The following is a 20882-nucleotide window of genomic DNA, read 5'->3' as shown; positions in this document are numbered from 1 at the left end:
TCATCACGTCACCGTTCCCCTTTATTCATCAACATCCGCTATGATTGTTTTCCCAGGAAATAATTATCTGAATCACGATTACCATCATGACGAAACCCACTCATGGGCTTAGCCCGGCGCTGATCGTTTTAATGTCTGTGGCCACAGGTCTGGCGGTCGCCAGCAACTACTATGCCCAACCGCTGCTTGATACCATCGCGCATCACTTTTCGCTTTCCGCCAGCTCCGCAGGGTTTATCGTTACCGCCGCGCAGTTGGGCTATGCCGCTGGCCTGTTGTTTCTGGTGCCGCTCGGCGACATGTTTGAACGCCGAACGCTGATTGTCTCCATGACGTTGCTGGCGGCTGGCGGAATGCTGATCACCGCCAGCAGTCAGTCGCTTAGCATGATGATACTCGGAACGACCTTAACCGGACTGTTCTCCGTGGTGGCGCAGATTCTGGTTCCGCTGGCCGCCACGCTTGCGACGCCCGCCACCCGCGGTAAAGTGGTCGGCACCATTATGAGCGGCCTGTTGCTGGGGATCCTGCTGGCGCGAACGGTCGCCGGACTGCTGGCAAACCTCGGCGGTTGGCGCACCGTATTTTGGGTAGCGTCGGCACTGATGGCGCTGATGGCCGTCGCGTTGTGGCGCGGACTGCCAAAGCTCAAATCCGACACCCATCTTAATTACCCGCAACTGTTGGGTTCTGTATTCAGCCTGTTTATTCACGATAAGCTGCTGCGTACCCGCGCGCTGCTGGGCTGTCTGACCTTTGCTAATTTCAGCATCCTCTGGACATCAATGGCCTTTTTGCTCGCCGCGCCGCCGTTTAGCTACTCCGAGGGGATGATTGGCCTGTTTGGCCTGGCGGGGGCCGCCGGCGCTTTAGGCGCGCGTCCGGCGGGCGGATTTGCCGATAAAGGTAAATCTCACCTCACCACCACGTTCGGCTTACTGCTGCTGTTACTCTCCTGGCTGGCTATCTGGCTTGGGCACACCTCGGTACTGGCGCTGATTATTGGCATTCTGGTACTGGACCTCACCGTTCAGGGGGTACATATCACCAATCAGACGGTCATCTATCGTTTGCATCCGGATGCGCGTAACCGGCTCACCGCCGGCTATATGACCAGCTACTTTATCGGTGGCGCTGCAGGGTCGCTGATTTCCGCCTCCGCCTGGCAACATGCCGGCTGGGCCGGCGTTTGTCTGGCGGGTGTCACGGTAGCCTTACTTAATTTACTGGTCTGGTGGCGAGGTTTTCACCGACAGGAAGCCGTAAATTAAGCGGATAGTGAGCGTTTACCTTTGTTTAAGCTCCTTAGGGTGTTAAGGAGCTCCCCAGTCTGTTAAGGTTATGCTATTCATTTATCATGGTTATTTTTATACCGGTGAAGAATAATATAATTCTATGGAAAGCCCTGCATCCCCATCTGCTCCCAGGCCAATAGCGCCCGTTCAAGGATTCGAAGGTCGTTCACCGATAGCTATCCGTGATATTCCGGTGGCTTTTGCATCGGGTTGTAAGGCCGTTTACCCGGCTTTCGCCCCTCCCGCTTATCGTTCTCTCCTGATTTTTTCATGCAGGCACTCACGCTTTTCTCGTCATTCCTGGATTTGCCGCAGGCGGCGCTTTACCGGGCCCAATGTTCCCGCTGGCGTCTCAGTCTGCGTATCATTGGTTGCTTTATAGCCTGAAAGAATGATTTTGTATTAATAATACATTTACTTTATTTGTCACTGTCGTTACTATATCGGCTGAAATTAATGAGGTCATGCCCAAATGGATAGTTCGTTTACGCCCATTGAACAAATGCTAAAATTTCGCGCCAGCCGTCACGAAGACTTTCCTTACCAGGAAATTCTTTTGACTCGTCTTTGTATGCACATGCAAGGCAAGCTCCTGGAAAACCGCAATAAAATGCTGAAGGCTCAAGGGATTAACGAGACGTTGTTTATGGCGTTGATTACGCTGGAGTCTCAGGAAAACCACAGTATTCAGCCGTCTGAATTAAGCTGCGCGCTGGGTTCATCTCGCACCAATGCGACACGCATTGCAGATGAGCTGGAAAAACGCGGCTGGATTGAGCGTCGTGAGAGCGATAACGACCGCCGTTGCCTGCATCTGCAATTAACGGAGAAAGGCCAGGCATTTTTGCAAGAAGTGCTTCCACCTCAGCATCATTGTCTGCATCAACTCTGGTCATCACTTAGCACTGCCGAAAAAGATCAACTTGAGCACATCACTCGTAAACTCCTGACGCGTCTTGATCAAATGGAGCAGGAAGGCACTGTTCTTGAGGCGCTGCGCTAAAGCGCCGACCCGCTCAAAAATCCAGATTAATAACAGGAAAGCGGACAGGCCGGCACGCGTTACTGCTGGCCTTTCTGACAACAGGTCGGCTCAGCCGATGTGAATAATAAGATCGTGGAGAACAACATGAGCGCAAATGCGGAGATCCAAACCCCGCAGCAACCGGCTAAGAAGAAAGGCAAACGCAAAACAGCGCTGCTACTTCTTACCTTGCTCTTTGTTATTATTGCCGTGGCATATGGAATTTATTGGTTTTTAGTATTGCGTCATATTGAAGAGACAGATGATGCTTACGTGGCAGGGAACCAGGTTCAAATCATGGCGCAGGTGTCAGGCAGCGTGACGAAAGTCTGGGCTGATAACACCGACTTTGTAAAAGAGGGCGATGTTCTGGTCACGCTCGATCAGACTGACGCCAAACAAGCGTTTGAAAAAGCCAAAACGGCGCTGGCCTCCAGCGTGCGCCAGACGCACCAGTTGATGATTAACAGCAAGCAGTTGCAGGCGAATATCGACGTGCAAAAAACCGCCCTGGCGCAAGCGCAAAGCGACCTTAACCGTCGTGTGCCGCTGGGTAATGCCAATCTTATTGGCCGTGAAGAACTGCAACACGCCCGCGATGCCGTCGCCAGCGCGCAGGCACAGCTGGATGTCGCCATTCAACAGTACAATGCCAACCAGGCAATGATACTCAACAGTAATCTGGAAGATCAGCCTGCGGTTCAACAAGCGGCGACCGAAGTGCGTAACGCCTGGCTGGCGCTGGAGCGTACTCGCATCGTCAGTCCAATGACCGGTTATGTTTCCCGCCGCGCCGTCCAGCCTGGCGCGCAGATCAGCCCCACCACGCCGCTGATGGCCGTCGTGCCTGCAACCGATCTGTGGGTGGACGCTAACTTTAAAGAGACCCAATTAGCGAATATGCGCATTGGGCAGCCAGTGACGGTGATTACTGATATTTATGGCGACGACGTAAAATACACCGGTAAAGTCGTCGGTCTGGATATGGGAACAGGCAGCGCCTTCTCCCTGCTGCCCGCGCAAAATGCGACGGGTAACTGGATTAAAGTGGTTCAACGTCTGCCGGTACGCGTCGAACTGGACGCCCGCCAGTTAGAACAACATCCGCTGCGTATTGGTTTATCGACGCTGGTCACCGTGGATACCGCTAATCGCGACGGTCAGGTACTGGCCAGCCAGGTACGAACGACGCCGGTTGCCGAAAGTAACGCACGCGAAATTAATCTCGCGCCGGTCAATAAACTGATCGACGACATCGTACAGGCTAACGCGGGTTAATCCTGAGGTGCGTGTGATGCAACAGCAAAAACCGCTGGAGGGCGCGCAGCTCGTCATCATGACGATCGCGCTGTCGCTGGCGACATTCATGCAGGTGCTGGACTCCACCATTGCCAACGTGGCGATTCCGACCATCGCCGGGAACCTGGGTTCTTCCCTAAGCCAGGGGACATGGGTTATCACCTCTTTCGGGGTGGCGAACGCTATCTCGATTCCCTTAACCGGCTGGCTGGCGAAACGTTTTGGCGAAGTCAAACTGTTCATGTGGTCGACGGTCGCCTTTGCCGCGGCCTCCTGGGCCTGTGGCGTATCCAGCAGCCTGAATATGCTGATCTTCTTCCGCGTGGTGCAGGGCGTGGTCGCCGGGCCGCTGATTCCGCTCTCGCAAAGCCTGTTGCTGAATAACTATCCGCCTGCAAAGCGCTCCATTGCGCTGGCGCTCTGGTCAATGACCGTCATTGTCGCGCCGATTTGCGGCCCGATTCTGGGGGGCTACATCAGTGATAATTACCACTGGGGATGGATTTTCTTCATCAACGTTCCGATTGGCATCGCCGTCGTCCTGATGACGTTACACACGCTGCGCGGACGTGAAACGCATACCGAACGGCGACGTATTGACGCCGTCGGGCTGGCGTTACTGGTGATTGGCATCGGCAGCCTGCAAATTATGCTCGATCGCGGTAAAGAGCTGGACTGGTTCTCCTCGCAGGAAATTATCATCCTGACCGTGGTCGCCGTCATCGCCATCAGTTTCCTGATCGTCTGGGAACTGACCGACGATCACCCTATCGTCGATCTTTCTCTTTTTAAATCGCGTAACTTCACTATTGGCTGCTTGTGCATCAGCCTTGCCTATATGCTCTATTTCGGCGCCATTGTTCTACTGCCGCAGCTTTTGCAAGAGGTGTACGGCTATACCGCAACGTGGGCAGGTCTGGCGTCTGCGCCAGTCGGCATTATTCCGGTAATTTTATCGCCGATTATCGGACGCTTCGCGCATAAACTGGATATGCGCAGGCTGGTCACATTCAGCTTCATTATGTACGCCGTCTGTTTTTACTGGCGCGCCTGGACGTTCGAACCGGGTATGGATTTCGGCGCTTCCGCATGGCCGCAGTTTATTCAGGGATTTGCCGTCGCCTGCTTCTTTATGCCGCTGACCACCATTACGCTCTCCGGGTTACCCCCAGAACGGCTGGCGGCGGCATCAAGCCTGTCGAACTTCACGCGAACGCTGGCGGGCTCCATTGGCACCTCGATTACCACCACTATGTGGACCGATCGTGAGTCGCTACACCATGCTCAGCTCACGGAGTCGGTTACAGCGTATAATCCAAACGCTCAGGCTATGTACGATAAACTGGAAGGCTTAGGGATGACGCACCAACAGGCGTCAGGCTGGATAGCCCAGCAAATCACGAATCAGGGGCTGATTATTTCCGCCAACGAAATCTTCTGGATGTCGGCGGGGATCTTCCTGGTGCTGCTCGGCCTGGTGTGGTTCGCCAAACCGCCCTTCGGTGCGGGCGGCGGCGGTGGCGGCGCGCACTAACTATCTGATAAAAGGGATCTGCGGATCCCTTTTTTAGTAGACCAACAATCAGAAGAAATATTTGAATCTCAGACGCCCGCCGTAACGCGCATCTTCACTGTTATCGCCATTATTCGGATTGGCCTCTACCCATGAAGCATAGGCACCGAGGTAGATGTTAAAGTTTTTCATATCCATCACGTTGGGGAATAAATATGAGGCATGAATAGTGTGAATGTCATAATTGCCGGGATCGGTGATCCAGCAATCGTCCTCACAAACGGCATCGATATTAGTAGCATTGAAGGCTTCGATTTTGTTATGCGCATAGATATAACCCAGTTCAAATCGATGCCACAGCGCATTCACCCCAGCGGTAAAATCTGTCTCATCGGTCGCATCCATATAGGCGGTATTCAGGTTAATCACTGCGCCATCTTCCGGGTCAGTTTTTTGACCATTCCAGGTCATGGTAAAACCATAGCCCGTACGATCTGACTGATCGATCCACTTCCCATTCTCATAATAGCCATAGGCGTTGTTAACGACGTTACTTTCCATCGCTATCGCCGTTGAAAAACGCCCGTTTTGCCAGGCGATAACCGGACGGACGTAAGCCACATTTTTATCGTTGCTTAAATCCATTCCGTGGTACTGCTTCTCGGTATATAACGTACTGCCATTTTCCAGCAATGTGTTAACTTCGAAATACCAGTTGTCGATGGTTTTACTCAGCAGGAAGTTACCCCCACTGTCACTACGTCCCCGCCCTTCTTTCATCATATAGATATAGCCGTAACCGTCACTGTAAAGATCGTTCGCTGTATTCCCCGAATATTCAATAAACGTATCCTGATTCAGCGGGAACATATCGTAGGCTTCAAAACGACCAACCTTAATTTTCCAGTCATTCTCACGACCAAAGAAGAAAACGGCATCATCAAGGTTCATTTTTCCGGTCAGGTCCGCCAGAGGCTGTACAGAGAATCCGGCAAAATTACCGTTGTCCAGCCGCTGGTAGCCATCAAAGCCCAGCAACAGGCGTCCGTTAATATCCCAGCGTTCATTGGTTCCTGATGCCCAATCTTTATTCGCTGACGTTCTCATCGAGGTCAGGCTACCGGAACGGCTTGCCGCATCCATATTAAATTCGACATCGCCATAGAACTTAATATCGCTGAATCCGGATAAGGTCAGCTTCGGCGGCGTTTTATCTGCTGCAATGGGCTCGGCGGACTGGACATTCACCGTCGGCGTAGCGGCGACCTGCTGCTGTTTCAGCGAGCGAATTTGCGCCTCGGCATCGGATGCCCGTTTTTCAGCATTAACAACACGTTGCTCCAGTTCAGCCAGACGCTGCTCAATAGTGATATTATTCGCTGCCCAAAGGTTATGAGAAAAGCAAGCACCGATCATCAGCGCCAAATATTTAGCCTTCATTTTTTATCCCTTAAGTTTGATGTATACCAGATAAGATTTGCTAAAAACCCCATCGACCGGCTATTAGTAGAGTCTTGTTATTACCTGGATATCTGGCGCATTCCATTATGTTTTTCTATTAATTATTTATGATTTTTAGTTTATGTGATCAATACACTCTGGCATCGTGAGTTATCCGCCTTTTCTGTTTACCAGATCACATTTTATTATTTAACAGGCCAGGCATTACTTAATTTAAAATGTATTCTCGCCGCAAATATAATAAACGTAAATTATATTAAGCAATAAAAAACCCCGGCCATAAACCGGGGTTAATTTAAATACTGGAACCGCTTACCAATAAGACTAAATATGCAGTTCCTGCAGCTTTTCTTTCGGCAGCGCCAGCTCTTTATTGCTGTTCACGCGCACATCACGCTCCAGAATATGACGGGCAATGTCCTGCGCTTCACTGAGCGAGTGCATCTGATACGTACCGCACTGGTAAACGTTCAGCTCCGGGATCTGGTTTTGATCCTGCACTTTCAGCACATCCGCCATCGCCGCTTTCCACGCGTCGGCAACACGCTGCTCGTCCGGCGTGCCAATCAGGCTCATGTAGAAACCGGTACGGCAGCCCATCGGCGAGATATCGATAATCTCAACGCCGTTACCGTTGAGGTGGTCGCGCATAAAGCCAGCAAACAGATGCTCAAGCGTATGAATCCCTTTTTCCGGCATCACTTCTTTGTTCGGAATGCAAAAACGCAGATCAAACACGGTGATTGCGTCGCCATGCGGGGTGTTCATCGTTTTTGCAACCCGGACCGCCGGCGCTTGCATCCGGGTATGATCGACTGCGAAGCTATCTAATAATGGCATTTAGTCACCTCCGATAATTTTTTAAAAATAAACTGAACTCTTTGTTCCGGGGCGAGTCTGAGTATATGAAAGACGCGCATTTGTTATCATCATCCCTGTTTTCAGCGATGAAATTTTGGCCACTCCGTGAGTGGCCTTTTTCTTTTGGGTCAGGCGTGTTTTGCAAGCCACGCGGCAAACGGCTCGGTATCCGCCGCCTCAATCTCCTGCTGACGACGTACTGAAGCGTCACGTTCAGCAATAAACTCTTCTTCCTGTAAAATCTCCAGCGGCTCTTCGCGTAACAGATTACGGTAAGCCTCACCGAACGCTTTCCCGGTGCCGCCAATGCCTTCATCAATCATAGACCGTAAGATCCGGGCGGAGAATGTCAGTTCAGGATTATCAAAGCAGGCGACCAACTCATCACACACCTTTTGATACTCCTCTCCCCCTTGGATACTGTCCAGCGTTTGCGCCACGCGTTTCAGATCGCGGAAGAGATCTTTCCCTACTTTGGGCAGCGGGAACTGCGCAGTTTCACAGCCAATGCCTAACGTCAGGCCCGGCTTACGCCCTTCCAGAATAACGCGATTCCAGTTTGTACGCGTACATAACAGCTCATCGCTACTCATTTCCGGCGCATCGGCCAATACGCACCAGACCATAAACAGATCGAGGAAGCGCACCTGTTGCTCGTCTACGCCGATCGGTGAGAACGGATTAATATCGAGAGAACGAACTTCAATATACTCAATACCACCACGCAGAAGCGCGTCAGAAGGCGATTCGCCGCTGCGCGTCACGCGCTTGGGACGAATGGGCGCGTACAGCTCATTTTCAATTTGCAGAACGTTGCTGTTAATCTGTAGCCGCTTACCGTCTTTTTCCACACCAATCCGCGCGTACTCCTCGGAAGGGGTTTTAATCGCCCGCTTCAGACCTGCCACATACTCATGCAAATCGTTAAACGTAATTCCGAGATTGCTTTGCGACTTATTGGTATAGCCCAAATCACTCAAACGCAGCGACGTCGCATACGGCAGGTAGTACATACCGCAGTCTGTTTTTTCAAACGGTAATGTGGTTGGCTTTCCTTGCAGGAAAGAGGAACAAATGGCCGGAGACGCGCCAAACAGATAGGGGATGACCCAGCCAAAACGGTAATAGTTGCGAATCAGACGAAAATAGCCGGCAGAAATTTTTTCTTTTGCCGCTTCGCCTTCCGTAACGCCGCATTTCGCCTGCCAGAACGCCATCGGTAATGAAAAATTGTAATGTACGCCGGAGATGGTTTGCATCAAGGCGCCATAACGATTTTTCAGCCCTTCGCGATAGAGCGTCTTAAAGCGCCCGGTATTTGATGTGCCGTACTGCGCCAGCTCTATGTCCTGCCCTTCCGCAATATAGCAGGGCATACTTAATGGCCACATCCGCTCATCGCCCAGTTTCCTGGCCGTATACCGATGGAGATCGCGCATAAAGGTGAGCATATGCTGGATATCGCCATCGACTGGCGTAATAAACTCCAGTAGGGCTTCTGCAAAATCCGTGGTAATCCATTTATGGGTCAGCGCTGAACCTAACGCTTCAGGATGACCTGTTGTCGCCAGCGTGCCATCAGCATTGACACGCAGCGTTTCGCGCTCTAACCCGCGCTGTATCCCCTTTAACGCCTGAGGATGTTTTTCCAGCCAGGCCAGAGCCTGTGATACGTCCGGGATCAAATTGACCTCCCGCCTGTCCAAATCGTTTTAATAAGCATAACTGTAATGGCGGCCATACATGCCAAACCTACAATTATTACCACCACATCATGCCCTGAACCGTCGCCGCTGCGAGCGCAACATAGCGCAGCGCCTTACCAAGACACAAAAAAAAGATCGTCTGCCCCCACGGGATGCGCATCCATCCCGCTAACAGGCACAACAAATCACCGATGACCGGCATCCAGCTTAATAATAGTGTGGCTGCGCCATAACGCTTTAGCCAGCCAGTCGCTTTTTCCTGCCAGCGCGACGTTTTGCGCAGCGGAAAGAAACGCCCAAGAATAACGTTAGTTACCCCTCCAAGGCTATTACCCATTGTTGCTGTTAAGACTAAGACCCAGGGATGACTGACGCCGGAGACCAGCATAGCAACCAAAACCACCTCAGAATTACCGGGTAACAGCGTTGCGCTGAGAAAACTACTGGCAAACAGAGACAGGAGCGACAGTCCGTCACTCACAATAGTCGAACATCCACGGCATCCATTCCCGCCGTCCGCGCCGCCTGTAAACCAAAATCGGCATCTTCAAATACCACGCACTGCGTCGGCATGACGCCCATCCGCTGGGCGCACAGTAGGAAGGTGTCAGGCGCGGGTTTGTGATGCTGTACGTGATCTGCCGCCACAACCGCATCAAAATAACGACGCAGCCCCAGATGCGCTAACAAGGCTTCCGCGATAGCGCTTTCGCTACCGGTACCGACCGACATGGGGCGCCGCCCATGCCACGCTTTAACCACCTCAACCAGCGGCAGTGGTTCTACGCAGTCCAGCAGGATGCTTTTTACCGCGTCGGTTTTCTCACGCGCCAGTGACAGGGGATCAAGATCGGCATGGTTAAGCTCAATGATTGACTGGGCGATAAGCCAGGTTGGCGAACCGTTAAGCGCGACCATTGCCTGTTCATCAAAACGAAGACCATAGCGCCCCAAAACCTCACGCCACGCTTTGCGATGCGTGGGTTCGGTATCCAGGAGAGTACCGTCCATATCAAAAATCAAACCAGCATAACGTGCGTACATCGTGTTCTCGCAAACCGAATAACCAGACAGTACTTTATCGCAATTGGTTGATTTTGTCGCTAATAGAGATGAAGAGGTATGTTCAGGATAAGGGGAAAAGCGATTGCAGGGCAGTAACGTATCCGGGAGGATTATTCGCCTTATGGGCCGTTGCTGACGCAACGTTATCCTTCTGATGCCAGCGGTGATTACCGCTATCTTATCTGCATCTTCATCGCTGAAAGTATGGAGAATAAAGTATGGAGAATATGGTGCATCCGGGAGGATTACTCGCCTTACGGCTCGCCCTTCGGGCCGTTGCTGACGCAACGTTATCCTTCCTGGTGCCAGCGGTGATTACCGCTATCTTATCTGCATCTTCATCGCTGAAAGTATGAAGAATATGGTGCATCCGGGAGGATTCGAACCTCCGACCGCTCGGTTCGTAGCCGAGTACTCTATCCAGCTGAGCTACGGATGCATTGGAAATGATGTTTACTACAAGATTTGATGTCGCATTTACTGCCACACTAAATAAGATGGTGCATCCGGGAGGATTACTCGCCTTACGGCTCGCCCTTCGGCGCCGTTGCTGATGCAACGTTATCCTTCCTGGTGCCAGCGGTGATTACCGCTATCTTATCCGTATCTTCATCACTGAAAGTACGGAGAATATGGTGCATCCGGGAGGATTCGAACCTCCGACCGCTCGGTTCGTAGCCGAGTACTCTATCCAGCTGAGCTACGGATGCATCGGAAAACTTGCTTTACTGCCGATATTGATACCGCGGTGAAAGCCGTATCAAGTAAGAGATGGTGCATCCGGGAGGATTCGAACCTCCGACCGCTCGGTTCGTAGCCGAGTACTCTATCCAGCTGAGCTACGGATGCATCGGGAAACTTACTTTACTGCAGATTTTGATACCGCGGGAAAGCCGTATCAAGTAAGAGATGGTGCATCCGGGAGGATTCGAACCTCCGACCGCTCGGTTCGTAGCCGAGTACTCTATCCAGCTGAGCTACGGATGCAAATGGCGGTGAGGCGGGGATTCGAACCCCGGATGCAGCTTTTGACCGCATACTCCCTTAGCAGGGGAGCGCCTTCAGCCTCTCGGCCACCTCACCACACGCCTCTTACGAGTGCTTCGAAGAACTTGTTCTGCTCATCGTCGCTGCGTGGCGCACATATTACTTTCTGGGACTTATAAGTCAAACAATTTTTCCAGAGCTTTTATCGTTTGCACACTTCACGCTCAATTAGTCTGTAAAAAAGCCAAAAAGAGTGTTTTATCAACAGATAATTTGATGACACGCTGGCCGCCAAAAGCGCACCATATCAACAGTGGGGTTGAAAAAAGTCATGAAGGGACAACGAGGGCGAGCGAGAAGAGAGGCTGCGTCTCACCCGAAAAGTGAGACGCGAAAACCTTAGTAACTGGACTGCTGGGATTTTTCAGCCTGGATACGCTGGTAGATCTCTTCACGATGGACAGAAACTTCTTTCGGGGCGTTCACGCCAATACGCACCTGGTTGCCCTTCACCCCTAAAACTGTCACGGTGACCTCATCGCCAATCATGAGGGTCTCACCAACTCGACGAGTCAGAATCAGCATTCTTTGCTCCTTGAAAGATTAAAAGAGTCGGGTCTCTCTGTATCCCGGCATTATCCATCATATAACGCCAAAAAGTAAGCGATGACAAACACCTTAGGTGTAAGCAGTCATGGCATTACATTCTGTTAAACCTAAGTTTAGCCGATATACAAAACTTCAACCTGACTTTATCGTTGTCGATAGCGTTGACGTAAACGCCGCAGCACGGGCTGCGGCGCCAACGAACGCTTATAATTATTGCAATTTTGCGCTGACCCAGCCTTGTACACTGGCTAACGCTGCAGGCAGAGCTGCCGCATCCGTACCACCGGCTTGCGCCATGTCCGGACGACCGCCACCCTTACCGCCCACCTGCTGAGCGACCATACCAATCAATTCCCCTGCTTTAACCCGGTCGGTCACATCCTTCGACACGCCCGCAATCAGAGAAACCTTACCTTCAACAACCGTTGCCAGTACGATAACGGTAGACCCCAGTTGATTTTTCAGATCATCAACCATGGTTCGCAGCATTTTCGGCTCAATACCAGCAAGCTCGCTGACCAGGAGCTTCACGCCGTTGAGATCGACCGCTTTACTGGAAAGATTTGCACTCTCCTGCGCTGCGGCCTGGTCCTTCAACTGCTGCAACTCTTTTTCCAGCTGACGTGTACGTTCCAGCACGGCACGCACTTTGTCGCCCAGATTCTGGCTGTCGCCCTTCAGCAGATGCGCAATATCGTTTAAGCGATCGCTTTGCGCATGAACGGTGGCCATAGCGCCTTCACCGGTTACCGCCTCAATACGACGAATGCCCGCTGCGGTGCCGGACTCAGAGATAATACGGAATAGACCGATATCACCGGTACGACTGGCGTGAGTACCGCCGCACAGTTCGGTAGAGAAATCGCCCATGCTCAGAACGCGTACACGTTCGTCATATTTCTCGCCAAACAGCGCCATGGCGCCTTTCGCCTTCGCCGCGTCGAGATCCATGATGTTCGTTTCAATCGGCAGGTTGCGGCGAATTTGCGCATTCACCAAATCTTCAACCTGACGAATCTCCGACGGCTTCATCGCTTCATTGTGCGAGAAGTCGAAGCGCAGCACTTTATCGCTAACCAGCGAACCTTTCTGTGCAACGTGTGTCCCAAGCACCTGGCGCAACGCCGCGTGCATCAGGTGCGTGGCGGAGTGGTTCAGACGGATACGTGCGCGGCGCGCTTCATCTACGTCAGCCTGTACCGCATCGCCCACTTTCAGAGCGCCCGCAGACAATTTGCCGATATGACCAATCGCCTGACCATATTTTTGCGTGTCGTCCACAGCGAAAGTAAATCCAGCGCTTTTCAGCTCGCCTTTATCGCCAACCTGACCGCCTGATTCCGCATAGAATGGGGTCTGATCCAGCACGACAACCGCTTCCTGTCCCGCGTTAATCGCTTCAACCGCTTTACCATCGACAAACAGCGCAGTCACTTTGCCGTTCAGTTCCAGATGGTCATAACCTTTAAATTCAGAAGCGCTATCAACGCGGATCATCGCGTTGTAGTCCGCGCCAAAACCGCTAGCTTCGCGCGCGCGACGGCGTTGCTCTTCCATGGCGGCTTCAAAACCGGCTTCGTCGACTTTGATATTGCGCTCACGGCAGACGTCCGCCGTTAAATCGACCGGGAAACCATAAGTATCATACAGACGGAAAGCGGTTTCGCCGTCCAGGGTATCACCCTGCAATTTCGCCAGTTCTTCATCCAGCAGCGCCAGACCGCGCTCCAGCGTACGGGCGAACTGCTCTTCTTCCGTTTTCAGAACCTGCTCGACCTGCGCCTGCTGACGTTTCAACTCTTCGCCTGCGGAGCCCATTACCTCAATCAGCGGCCCAACCAGCTTGTAGAAGAAGGTCTCTTTCGCGCCCAGCATGTTGCCGTGACGCACCGCGCGACGAATAATGCGACGCAGCACATAGCCACGGTTTTCATTCGACGGCAGCACGCCATCGGCAACCAGGAATGCGCAGGAACGGATGTGGTCGGCGATAACGCGCAGCGATTTATTACCCAGATCGGTGGCACCGGTGACTTTCGCTACCGCTTCAATCAACGTGCGGAACAGGTCGATGTCATAGTTAGAGTTAACGTGTTGCAGTACCGCGGCAATACGCTCCAGCCCCATACCGGTATCTACAGACGGTTTCGGCAATGGTTCCATCGTCCCGTCAGCCTGACGGTTGAACTGCATAAAGACGATGTTCCAGATCTCAATATAGCGATCGCCGTCTTCTTCCGGGCTTCCCGGAGGGCCGCCCCAGATGTGGTCGCCATGATCGTAGAAGATTTCGGTGCACGGACCGCAGGGACCGGTGTCGCCCATCTGCCAGAAGTTATCCGATGCGTATGGCGCGCCTTTATTGTCGCCGATACGGATGATACGCTCGCGCGGGATGCCGACTTCTTTTTCCCAGATCTCATAGGCTTCGTCGTCGGTTTCATAGACGGTGACCCATAAACGCTCTTTTGGCAGAGCAAACCAGTTTTCACCGGTCAGTAATTCCCATGCGAACTGAATGGCGTCGTGTTTGAAGTAATCGCCGAAGCTGAAGTTGCCCAGCATTTCGAAGAAAGTATGGTGACGTGCAGTGTATCCGACGTTTTCCAGATCGTTGTGTTTACCCCCCGCGCGTACGCAACGCTGGGAAGTGGTTGCACGGGAATAATTACGTTTATCGAGCCCAAGGAAAACATCCTTGAACTGGTTCATCCCGGCATTGGTAAACAACAGAGTGGGGTCATTGTTAGGCACCAGGGAACTGCTGGCAACTACCTGATGCCCTTTACTATGGAAAAAGTCGAGAAACGCCTGACGGATCTCAGCGGTGCTCTTGCTCATAATTATCCTGAAATCAAGCTACACTTCATCCTTCAGGCCGCCTCTGCGTTGGCTGCGAGTTTCCCGGTCACGCGTTCCCGAGGCTCACTTGCCGCTTTGATGCGGCTTGAATGATTTTGTGTATTTAAGGAATATTCGTCGCAGACGCTGTTCGCCGTTAAGCAACCCGCGTCCAGACGGAAAAAGTGGGAATAAGATAAGTTTTCTTTACCGGGAAGTAAAATCCCGTATGCGCTCAATCTGCAAAATTTCGCCATATTTGCTGGATATCGTCCATCAGATACCCGCGATAGAGCAAAAAGCGCTGTACCTTAACCTTTTCTGAAAAGTTTGAAGGGAGCGGCTCGCCATATTTGCGAATGGCCTGTTCACGTGCCATTTCACTCCAGTCAATTTCACATTCTCGCATTGCTTTTTCAGTCGATTCACGGGAAATGCCTTTCTGATTCAACTCCTGGCGAATACGCGCCGGGCCATAGCCTTTGCGGCTACGACTGGCGATAAAGCGCATCACGAAGCGCTCGTCATCAAGATAGTGATGTTCGTGGCACCAGGCGATCACGCGTTCATAATCGTCTGCCGTCGCATCAATCTCTTCCGGCCCATTTTTGCCCATCACCGGCGCGGAGAGTTTACGCCGTAATTCCTGCTCGCTGTGATCGCGGACAGCAAGAATACGTACCGCACGATCAAGGAGACGAGCATAAGCGGGACGGCGCGATGTGGGTTCACTCATAAAAAACCTTAACAGGGAGAAATGCCAAAAGGGCCGCATAAATGCAGCCCTTGATGGTAATTTAACGTTTTGCTGAATGGCGGCTTCGTTTTGTCCGACCCACCATCACCTGATGATTAAAAATCTTCGTTGGTTTCTGCAACGCCTTCGCTATCGTCAACGGCGAAATCGGGCGTGGCATTCTGATTACTCAACAGTAATTCACGAACCCTTTTCTCGATCTCTTTCGCTGTCGCCGGGTTCTCTTTCAGCCAGGTAGTCGCGTTCGCTTTGCCCTGGCCAATCTTCTCGCCGTTGTAGCTGTACCATGCGCCCGCTTTCTCGATCAGCTTCTCTTTCACGCCCAGATCAACCAGTTCGCCATAGAAGTTGATGCCTTCGCCGTAGAGGATCTGGAACTCGGCCTGCTTAAACGGCGCGGCGATTTTGTTTTTCACCACTTTCACACGCGTTTCGCTACCCACGACATTATCGCCCTCTTTCACCGCGCCAATACGACGGATATCAAGACGAACAGAAGCGTAGAATTTCAGCGCGTTACCGCCGGTGGTGGTTTCCGGGTTGCCGAACATCACGCCAATCTTCATACGGATCTGGTTGATGAAAATCAACAGCGTGTTGGACTGTTTCAGGTTCCCCGCCAGCTTACGCATCGCCTGGCTCATCATACGCGCCGCGAGGCCCATGTGAGAGTCGCCGATTTCGCCTTCGATTTCCGCTTTCGGCGTTAGCGCCGCTACGGAATCGACCACAATGACGTCCACCGCGCCTGAACGCGCCAGCGCGTCACAGATTTCCAGCGCCTGCTCGCCGGTATCCGGCTGAGAACAGAGCAGGTTATCGATATCGACGCCCAGCTTGCGTGCGTAAACAGGGTCAAGCGCGTGTTCCGCATCGATAAACGCACAGGTTTTACCTTCACGCTGCGCAGCGGCAATCACCTGTAGCGTCAGGGTCGTTTTACCGGAAGATTCCGGCCCGTAAATTTCGACGATACGCCCCATCGGCAGACCGCCCGCACCGAGTGCGATGTCCAGTGAAAGCGAACCGGTGGAGATAGTTTCCACATCCATAGAACGGTCTTCACCCAGACGCATGATGGAGCCTTTACCAAATTGCTTTTCAATTTGGCCCAGTGCTGCCGCCAACGCTTTCTGTTTGTTTTCGTCGATAGCCATTATTACTCCTGTCATGCAACTTGGTATTGAACCGGATAGTGAATTCGTACTGTTGAAGCAATTATACTGTATGCTCATACAGTATCAAGTGTTTTGTAGAAATTGTTGCCACAGGGTTTGTAGCGCGTACGTCGTCGCCTGTCGACGCACCGATTCACGGTCGCCGCTGAAGCATTCCCGACGCGTAATCCCTTCTCCACTGACGCTGGCGAAAGCAAACCACACCGTACCAACCGGCTTTTCTTCACTGCCGCCATCCGGCCCGGCAATTCCGCTAATAGCGACAGCAAAATCGGCGCGAGCGGCCTTCAACGCCCCGATCGCCATTTCGACCACTACGGGTTCGCTGACCGCGCCATGCTGCGCCAGAGTCTCTTCACGCACGCCAATCATCTGCGCTTTGGCTTCATTACTATAGGTGACAAAGCCGCGTTCAAACCAGGCGGAGCTTCCGGCGATGTCGGTAATGGCTTTCGCCAGCCAGCCGCCGGTACAGGACTCTGCTGTCGTTACGGTCGCCCCGCGCGCTTTTAACGCCAGCCCGACCTGCTCGCTAAGCCGCATCAGTTCACTGTCAGTCATCATGACCTCTGTCAGTTAGAAATCTTGCCGCACAAGATAGCACTTTCTCACCAGAGATGGGGACGAGCAGTCGATTTTACGAGTCGGATTCCGAAAAAATGCCAGCAGGTTATTTATGCAGAATGAAAGAGGTAGCACATGACTAAATAGCAGTACCATGTTGCTAAATTTACACGCACGGAGACAAAGCAAGGATGTCACTCAAAAAAACGGAAAGCACACAGCACAAACTGAAACAAACCTGTCAACTACGGCTGTGGTTAATTGTGGGTGGAGTATGTTCATTAGGAATGGGAGTACTGAATATATTGTCGTCAGGCTATTTTGAACCGTATGATGGCGGTCAAATTATCTTAGGCCTGGGATGTCTGGGATATAGTCTGGCACTATCAAAGAAGATATCCCACTTGCAGGCAGAGAATCAGCCCAAAAAGCCATAATAATAGCGGAGGGGGTGCTCCCCTCCCTAAGCGTAAATTAGCGCACCCGCGCCAGCGCTACCGCCTGGCCCAGTTGCCAAACCGCCATCGCATAATGCGTGCTGTGGTTATATCGGGTAATGGTGTAGAAGTTCGGCAGGCCGTACCAGTACTGGTAGCCCGTACCGATATCCAGACGCAGCAGGCTGGCTTCCTGATGATTGCCCAACGATTGCTGCGGCGTTAAGCCTGCGGCGGCAAGCTGAGAGAGGCTATATTTTGTTTTGAAACCATTCGCCAGCCCAGGCGCCTGACCATTCGCCGGCACCGCAACCGTATCGCCTTTCACCCAACCATGCGCCTTGAAGTAGTTCGCCACGCTGCCGATGGCATCAACCGGGTCCCAAAGGTTGATGTGATTGTCGCCATTGAAATCGACCGCATATTCTTTATAGGAAGACGGCATAAACTGGCCGTAGCCCATCGCGCCCGCAAAGGAACCTTTCAGATTGAGCGGATCGTCTTGCTCATCGCGCGCCATGAGCAGGAAGGTTTCCAGCTCGCCGGAGAAATATTCCGCCCGACGCGGATAGTTAAATGACAGCGTCGCCAGCGCGTCCAGAATCCGCGTTTTCCCCATGATACGTCCCCAGCGGGTTTCCACGCCGATAATCCCCACGATGATTTCCGGCGGTACGCCGTATACCTGCCAGGCGCGGTTCAGCGCGTCTTCATACTGATTCCAGAACGCGACGCCGTTTTGCACGTTATCCGGCGTAATAAATTGTTTGCGGTAGCGCAACCAGGCGCCATTTGGTCCAGCGGGCGGCTGAGTGGTCGGCGCTTGTCTGTCCATCAGACGCAGGACGTAATCCAGTCTTTTAGACTGCGAGAGGATCTCCTGCAGTTGCTGACGGTCGAAACCGTGTTTACTGACCATTTTATCAATGAACTGCTGCGCATTAGGGTTGTTGGCGAAGTCGCCGCCCATTTGCATGACGTTATGCTGCGGCTCAAGCAGGAAGCCGCCGGAAGGCGTGCCCGTCGTCGCTTGAGTCTCGGAAGATTTTGGCTTGCTGCTACAGGCAGCAAGCAATACGCAAAGTGGAAGTAACGCTACATAACGACGCTTGAACATGAGACATCCATTAAACAAATTCAGCCAGGAAGAAGTATGGTAAAGCATCCCCCGCCGCACAAGGAAGCGGCACAAGAGAATAAATCACCTTTCTCCTCTTTTCAGTTTGTATCTGCTCCCCCACCCCACAAACTTTCAACTTAAAATATTTTTCTTTTATTTTGAGATCACAATAACACTTTTGAATCTTTCAACATGATTAAAATGAATAGGAAATTAGCAAGAAAACTAAAAACCCTACAGGAGAGAACAATGATCGAAACCATTACACATGGTGCGGAGTGGTTCATCGGGTTATTCCAGAAAGGCGGAGAGGTGTTTACCGGTATGGTGACAGGTATTCTTCCGCTACTGATAAGCCTGCTGGTTATCATGAATGCGCTCATCAATTTTATCGGCCAGCAGCGTATTGAGCGTTTTGCCCAACGTTGCGCCGGAAATCCGCTATCTCGTTACCTGCTTTTACCGTGTATCGGGACATTTGTTTTTTGTAATCCGATGACCCTGAGTCTGGGACGCTTTATGCCGGAGAAGTACAAGCCGAGCTATTACGCGGCGGCCTCCTATAGCTGTCACTCCATGAACGGTCTGTTTCCGCATATCAATCCCGGCGAACTGTTTGTTTATCTGGGTATCGCCAGCGGACTCACCACGTTAGGACTTCCTCTCGGCCCGCTCGCGGTGAGCTATCTGCTGGTAGGTCTGGTGACGAACTTCTTCCGCGGTTGGGTCACCGATCTCACCACCGCTATTTTTGAGAAAAAAATGGGGATTCAACTTGAGCAGAAAGTTCATCTGACAGGAGCGGTATCATGACACGGGTTCGTATTGAGAAAGGCGCCGGCGGCTGGGGCGGCCCGCTTGAACTGGACGTTACGCCAGGCAAAAAGATCGTCTATATCACAGCCGGTACGCGCCCGGCGATCGTCGACAAACTGGCGCAACTAACAGGCTGGCAAGCGGTGGACGGCTTTAAAGAAGGCGAACCACCGGAAGCGGAGATCGGCGCGGCCATTATCGACTGCGGCGGTACGCTGCGCTGCGGTATCTATCCGAAACGCCGGATTCCAACCATTAATATTCACTCGACGGGTAAGTCCGGCCCACTGGCGCAGTATATTGTTGAGGATATTTATGTCTCCGGCGTAAAAGAAGAAAACATTACTCTTGTCGGCGAAACGCCTGCCAGTCCTCAGCCTGCCAAAACGACAATAGGACGTGACTACGACACCAGCAAAAAAATCACCGAGCAGAGCGACGGGCTGCTGGCAAAAGTCGGTATGGGAATGGGCTCCGCCGTGGCGGTACTGTTCCAGTCCGGTCGCGACACCATTGATACGGTCCTGAAAACAATCCTGCCGTTTATGGCGTTCGTTTCGGCGCTGATCGGCATCATTATGGCCTCAGGTCTTGGCGACTGGATCGCCCACGGTCTGGCGCCATTAGCCAGCCATCCACTGGGGCTGGTGACGCTGGCATTGATCTGCTCTTTCCCACTGCTGTCGCCCTTTCTCGGCCCTGGCGCGGTTATCGCTCAGGTCATTGGCGTCCTGATCGGCGTTCAGATAGGCCTGGGCAATATCCCCCCGCATCTGGCGCTTCCCGCCCTGTTCGCGATTAACGCGCAGGCGGCCTGCGACTTTATCCCGGTCGGCCTGTCACTGGCGGAAGCGAAACAAGACACCGTTCGCGTCGGCGTACCTTCCGTGCTGGTCGGACGCTTCCTGACTGGCGCGCCCACGGTACTTATCGCCTGGTTTGTTTCCGGCTTTATCTATCAATAAGAGGTTCAGACATGAGCGTGATTTATCAAACCACCATCACCCGTATCGGCCAGAGCGCGAAGGAGGCGCTCGGCGAACAGATGCTGATTACGTTTCGGGAAGGCGCGCCGGCGGATATCGAAGAATTTTGCTTCATCCATTGTCATGGCGAACTGACCGGCGCGCTGCAGCCTGGCGCGCGGTGTGAATTGGGCCAACATTGCTATCCGGTCACGGCGGTCGGCAGCGTAGCCGAGCAAAACCTGCGTGAACTGGGGCATATCACTTTGCGCTTCGATGGTCTGCGTGAAGCGGAATTTCCCGGCACCGTACACGTTGCGGGGCCTGTACCGGACGATATCGCGCCGGGCTGTATTTTGACGTTTGTCGCTTAAGGAGAAAAAA

20 protein-coding genes and 5 tRNA genes are annotated in these 20882 nt (G+C 52.5%); 9 read left to right on the top strand and 16 right to left on the bottom strand.

Going from position 1 to position 20882, the window contains the following annotated elements; genetic code table 11:
- Positions 1-86 precede the first annotated feature (86 nt).
- The 4 genes from OLG56_RS05140 (at position 87) to emrB (ending at position 5152) form a co-directional block, all read left to right on the top strand.
- Positions 87-1271, top strand: a complete 1185-nt coding sequence (locus OLG56_RS05140) for an MFS transporter (RefSeq protein WP_000165775.1) — start codon at positions 87-89, stop codon at positions 1269-1271.
- A gap of 496 nt (positions 1272-1767) precedes the next feature.
- Positions 1768-2298, top strand: a complete 531-nt coding sequence (mprA, locus tag OLG56_RS05135; RefSeq protein WP_000378431.1) for a transcriptional repressor MprA — start codon at positions 1768-1770, stop codon at positions 2296-2298.
- A 126-nt stretch (positions 2299-2424) separates the two neighbouring features.
- Positions 2425-3597: a multidrug efflux MFS transporter periplasmic adaptor subunit EmrA gene (emrA, locus tag OLG56_RS05130; protein ID WP_001275603.1), complete on the top strand. Its 1173-nt coding sequence runs from the start codon at positions 2425-2427 to the stop codon at positions 3595-3597.
- Between the two features lie 16 nt (positions 3598-3613).
- Entirely contained in the window at positions 3614-5152 is a 1539-nt protein-coding gene (gene emrB, locus OLG56_RS05125) for a multidrug efflux MFS transporter permease subunit EmrB (protein ID WP_001187298.1), read from the top strand.
- A 48-nt stretch (positions 5153-5200) separates the two neighbouring features.
- Here emrB and OLG56_RS05120 read toward each other — a convergent pair whose 3' ends face one another.
- The 5 genes from OLG56_RS05120 to yqaB all read right to left on the bottom strand — a co-directional run bounded on the left by OLG56_RS05120 (position 5201) and on the right by yqaB (position 10203).
- Positions 5201-6571, bottom strand: a complete 1371-nt coding sequence (locus OLG56_RS05120) for a carbohydrate porin (protein ID WP_000645133.1) — start codon at positions 6569-6571, stop codon at positions 5201-5203.
- Positions 6572-6916: 345 nt separating this feature from the next.
- Entirely contained in the window at positions 6917-7432 is a 516-nt protein-coding gene (gene luxS / locus OLG56_RS05115; protein ID WP_001130194.1) for an S-ribosylhomocysteine lyase, read from the bottom strand.
- Positions 7433-7581: 149 nt separating this feature from the next.
- Positions 7582-9138 carry a glutamate--cysteine ligase gene (gene gshA / locus OLG56_RS05110; RefSeq protein ID WP_061377564.1) on the bottom strand — a complete coding sequence of 519 codons (1557 nt, stop codon included), beginning with the start codon at positions 9136-9138 and terminating at the stop codon, positions 7582-7584.
- A gap of 76 nt (positions 9139-9214) precedes the next feature.
- Positions 9215-9640 carry a YqaA family protein gene (locus OLG56_RS05105; RefSeq protein WP_023212479.1) on the bottom strand — a complete coding sequence of 142 codons (426 nt, stop codon included), beginning with the start codon at positions 9638-9640 and terminating at the stop codon, positions 9215-9217.
- Positions 9637-10203, bottom strand: a complete 567-nt coding sequence (yqaB, locus tag OLG56_RS05100; protein ID WP_001528554.1) for a fructose-1-phosphate/6-phosphogluconate phosphatase — start codon at positions 10201-10203, stop codon at positions 9637-9639. Before yqaB ends, OLG56_RS05105 begins: the two co-directional genes overlap by 4 nt.
- A 239-nt stretch (positions 10204-10442) precedes the next feature.
- On the opposite strand from yqaB, the gene OLG56_RS05095 reads away from it, so the two are divergent.
- Positions 10443-10580 carry a hypothetical protein gene (locus OLG56_RS05095; protein ID WP_153260283.1) on the top strand — a complete coding sequence of 46 codons (138 nt, stop codon included), beginning with the start codon at positions 10443-10445 and terminating at the stop codon, positions 10578-10580.
- A gap of 6 nt (positions 10581-10586) precedes the next feature.
- Here the strand turns inward: OLG56_RS05095 and OLG56_RS05090 are convergent.
- The 10 genes from OLG56_RS05090 to pncC form a co-directional block, all read right to left on the bottom strand.
- Positions 10587-10663, bottom strand: a tRNA-Arg gene (locus OLG56_RS05090).
- 194 nt (positions 10664-10857) lie between these two features.
- Positions 10858-10934: transfer RNA gene (locus OLG56_RS05085), tRNA-Arg, on the bottom strand.
- A gap of 62 nt (positions 10935-10996) precedes the next feature.
- Positions 10997-11073, bottom strand: a tRNA-Arg gene (locus tag OLG56_RS05080).
- Positions 11074-11134: 61 nt separating this feature from the next.
- Positions 11135-11211, bottom strand: a tRNA-Arg gene (locus tag OLG56_RS05075).
- Between the two features lie 3 nt (positions 11212-11214).
- A tRNA-Ser gene (locus OLG56_RS05070) sits at positions 11215-11307 on the bottom strand.
- Between the two features lie 303 nt (positions 11308-11610).
- Complete coding sequence (gene csrA / locus OLG56_RS05065; protein ID WP_000906486.1) at positions 11611-11796, bottom strand: carbon storage regulator CsrA; 186 nt, start codon at positions 11794-11796, stop codon at positions 11611-11613.
- 234 nt (positions 11797-12030) lie between these two features.
- Positions 12031-14661, bottom strand: coding sequence for an alanine--tRNA ligase (gene alaS / locus OLG56_RS05060; protein ID WP_207011544.1), 2631 nt, complete (start codon positions 14659-14661; stop codon positions 12031-12033).
- A 235-nt stretch (positions 14662-14896) separates the two neighbouring features.
- Complete coding sequence (recX, locus tag OLG56_RS05055) at positions 14897-15397, bottom strand: recombination regulator RecX (RefSeq protein ID WP_001294862.1); 501 nt, start codon at positions 15395-15397, stop codon at positions 14897-14899.
- Between the two features lie 116 nt (positions 15398-15513).
- On the bottom strand, positions 15514-16575 hold the full coding sequence (gene recA / locus OLG56_RS05050; RefSeq protein ID WP_000963150.1) for a recombinase RecA: 1062 nt from the start codon (positions 16573-16575) through the stop codon (positions 15514-15516).
- A gap of 84 nt (positions 16576-16659) precedes the next feature.
- The gene (gene pncC / locus OLG56_RS05045; protein WP_000132239.1) at positions 16660-17157 is read right to left on the bottom strand and encodes a nicotinamide-nucleotide amidase; all 498 of its coding nucleotides are present in this window, start codon (positions 17155-17157) and stop codon (positions 16660-16662) included.
- A gap of 194 nt (positions 17158-17351) precedes the next feature.
- Here pncC and OLG56_RS05040 point away from each other — a divergent pair, with 194 nt between their 5' ends.
- Positions 17352-17597, top strand: a complete 246-nt coding sequence (locus tag OLG56_RS05040) for a hypothetical protein (protein ID WP_001519391.1) — start codon at positions 17352-17354, stop codon at positions 17595-17597.
- A 37-nt stretch (positions 17598-17634) separates the two neighbouring features.
- Here the strand turns inward: OLG56_RS05040 and mltB are convergent, their stop codons facing one another.
- Positions 17635-18714, bottom strand: coding sequence for a lytic murein transglycosylase B (gene mltB, locus OLG56_RS05035; protein WP_000476811.1), 1080 nt, complete (start codon positions 18712-18714; stop codon positions 17635-17637).
- Between the two features lie 252 nt (positions 18715-18966).
- Here mltB and srlA point away from each other — a divergent pair, with 252 nt between their 5' ends.
- From srlA to srlB, 3 genes are read left to right on the top strand one after another with little or no spacing between them, the layout of a single operon-like run.
- Positions 18967-19530 (top strand): PTS glucitol/sorbitol transporter subunit IIC, encoded by a 564-nt coding sequence (srlA, locus tag OLG56_RS05030; RefSeq protein ID WP_000573333.1) that lies wholly within the window; start codon positions 18967-18969, stop codon positions 19528-19530.
- Entirely contained in the window at positions 19527-20498 is a 972-nt protein-coding gene (srlE, locus tag OLG56_RS05025) for a PTS glucitol/sorbitol transporter subunit IIB (protein ID WP_023214345.1), read from the top strand. The genes srlA and srlE overlap by 4 nt, the downstream gene beginning before the upstream one ends.
- Before the next feature lie 11 nt (positions 20499-20509).
- Positions 20510-20872 (top strand): PTS glucitol/sorbitol transporter subunit IIA, encoded by a 363-nt coding sequence (gene srlB, locus OLG56_RS05020; protein ID WP_000111553.1) that lies wholly within the window; start codon positions 20510-20512, stop codon positions 20870-20872.
- Positions 20873-20882: the final 10 nt, after the last annotated feature.

Origin of the sequence: Salmonella sp. 2018103, assembly GCF_026247685.1 — a bacterium.
GTDB lineage: Bacteria > Pseudomonadota > Gammaproteobacteria > Enterobacterales > Enterobacteriaceae > Salmonella > Salmonella enterica.
The sequence above is the reverse complement of the archived record's forward strand: the minus strand, read 5'-3'. Positions and strand labels throughout refer to the sequence as shown.

Coding starts and splice junctions, on each gene's coding strand:
- OLG56_RS05140 (WP_000165775.1), top strand. CDS start 87: ATGACGAAACCCACTCATGGGCTTAGCCCGGCGCTGATCGTTTTAATG.
- mprA (WP_000378431.1), top strand. CDS start 1,768: ATGGATAGTTCGTTTACGCCCATTGAACAAATGCTAAAATTTCGCGCC.
- emrA (WP_001275603.1), top strand. CDS start 2,425: ATGAGCGCAAATGCGGAGATCCAAACCCCGCAGCAACCGGCTAAGAAG.
- emrB (WP_001187298.1), top strand. CDS start 3,614: ATGCAACAGCAAAAACCGCTGGAGGGCGCGCAGCTCGTCATCATGACG.
- OLG56_RS05120 (WP_000645133.1), bottom strand. CDS start 6,571: ATGAAGGCTAAATATTTGGCGCTGATGATCGGTGCTTGCTTTTCTCAT.
- luxS (WP_001130194.1), bottom strand. CDS start 7,432: ATGCCATTATTAGATAGCTTCGCAGTCGATCATACCCGGATGCAAGCG.
- yqaB (WP_001528554.1), bottom strand. CDS start 10,203: ATGTACGCACGTTATGCTGGTTTGATTTTTGATATGGACGGTACTCTC.
- OLG56_RS05095 (WP_153260283.1), top strand. CDS start 10,443: ATGGAGAATATGGTGCATCCGGGAGGATTACTCGCCTTACGGCTCGCC.
- csrA (WP_000906486.1), bottom strand. CDS start 11,796: ATGCTGATTCTGACTCGTCGAGTTGGTGAGACCCTCATGATTGGCGAT.
- alaS (WP_207011544.1), bottom strand. CDS start 14,661: ATGAGCAAGAGCACCGCTGAGATCCGTCAGGCGTTTCTCGACTTTTTC.
- recX (WP_001294862.1), bottom strand. CDS start 15,397: ATGAGTGAACCCACATCGCGCCGTCCCGCTTATGCTCGTCTCCTTGAT.
- recA (WP_000963150.1), bottom strand. CDS start 16,575: ATGGCTATCGACGAAAACAAACAGAAAGCGTTGGCGGCAGCACTGGGC.
- pncC (WP_000132239.1), bottom strand. CDS start 17,157: ATGACTGACAGTGAACTGATGCGGCTTAGCGAGCAGGTCGGGCTGGCG.
- OLG56_RS05040 (WP_001519391.1), top strand. CDS start 17,352: ATGTCACTCAAAAAAACGGAAAGCACACAGCACAAACTGAAACAAACC.
- mltB (WP_000476811.1), bottom strand. CDS start 18,714: ATGTTCAAGCGTCGTTATGTAGCGTTACTTCCACTTTGCGTATTGCTT.
- srlA (WP_000573333.1), top strand. CDS start 18,967: ATGATCGAAACCATTACACATGGTGCGGAGTGGTTCATCGGGTTATTC.
- srlE (WP_023214345.1), top strand. CDS start 19,527: ATGACACGGGTTCGTATTGAGAAAGGCGCCGGCGGCTGGGGCGGCCCG.
- srlB (WP_000111553.1), top strand. CDS start 20,510: ATGAGCGTGATTTATCAAACCACCATCACCCGTATCGGCCAGAGCGCG.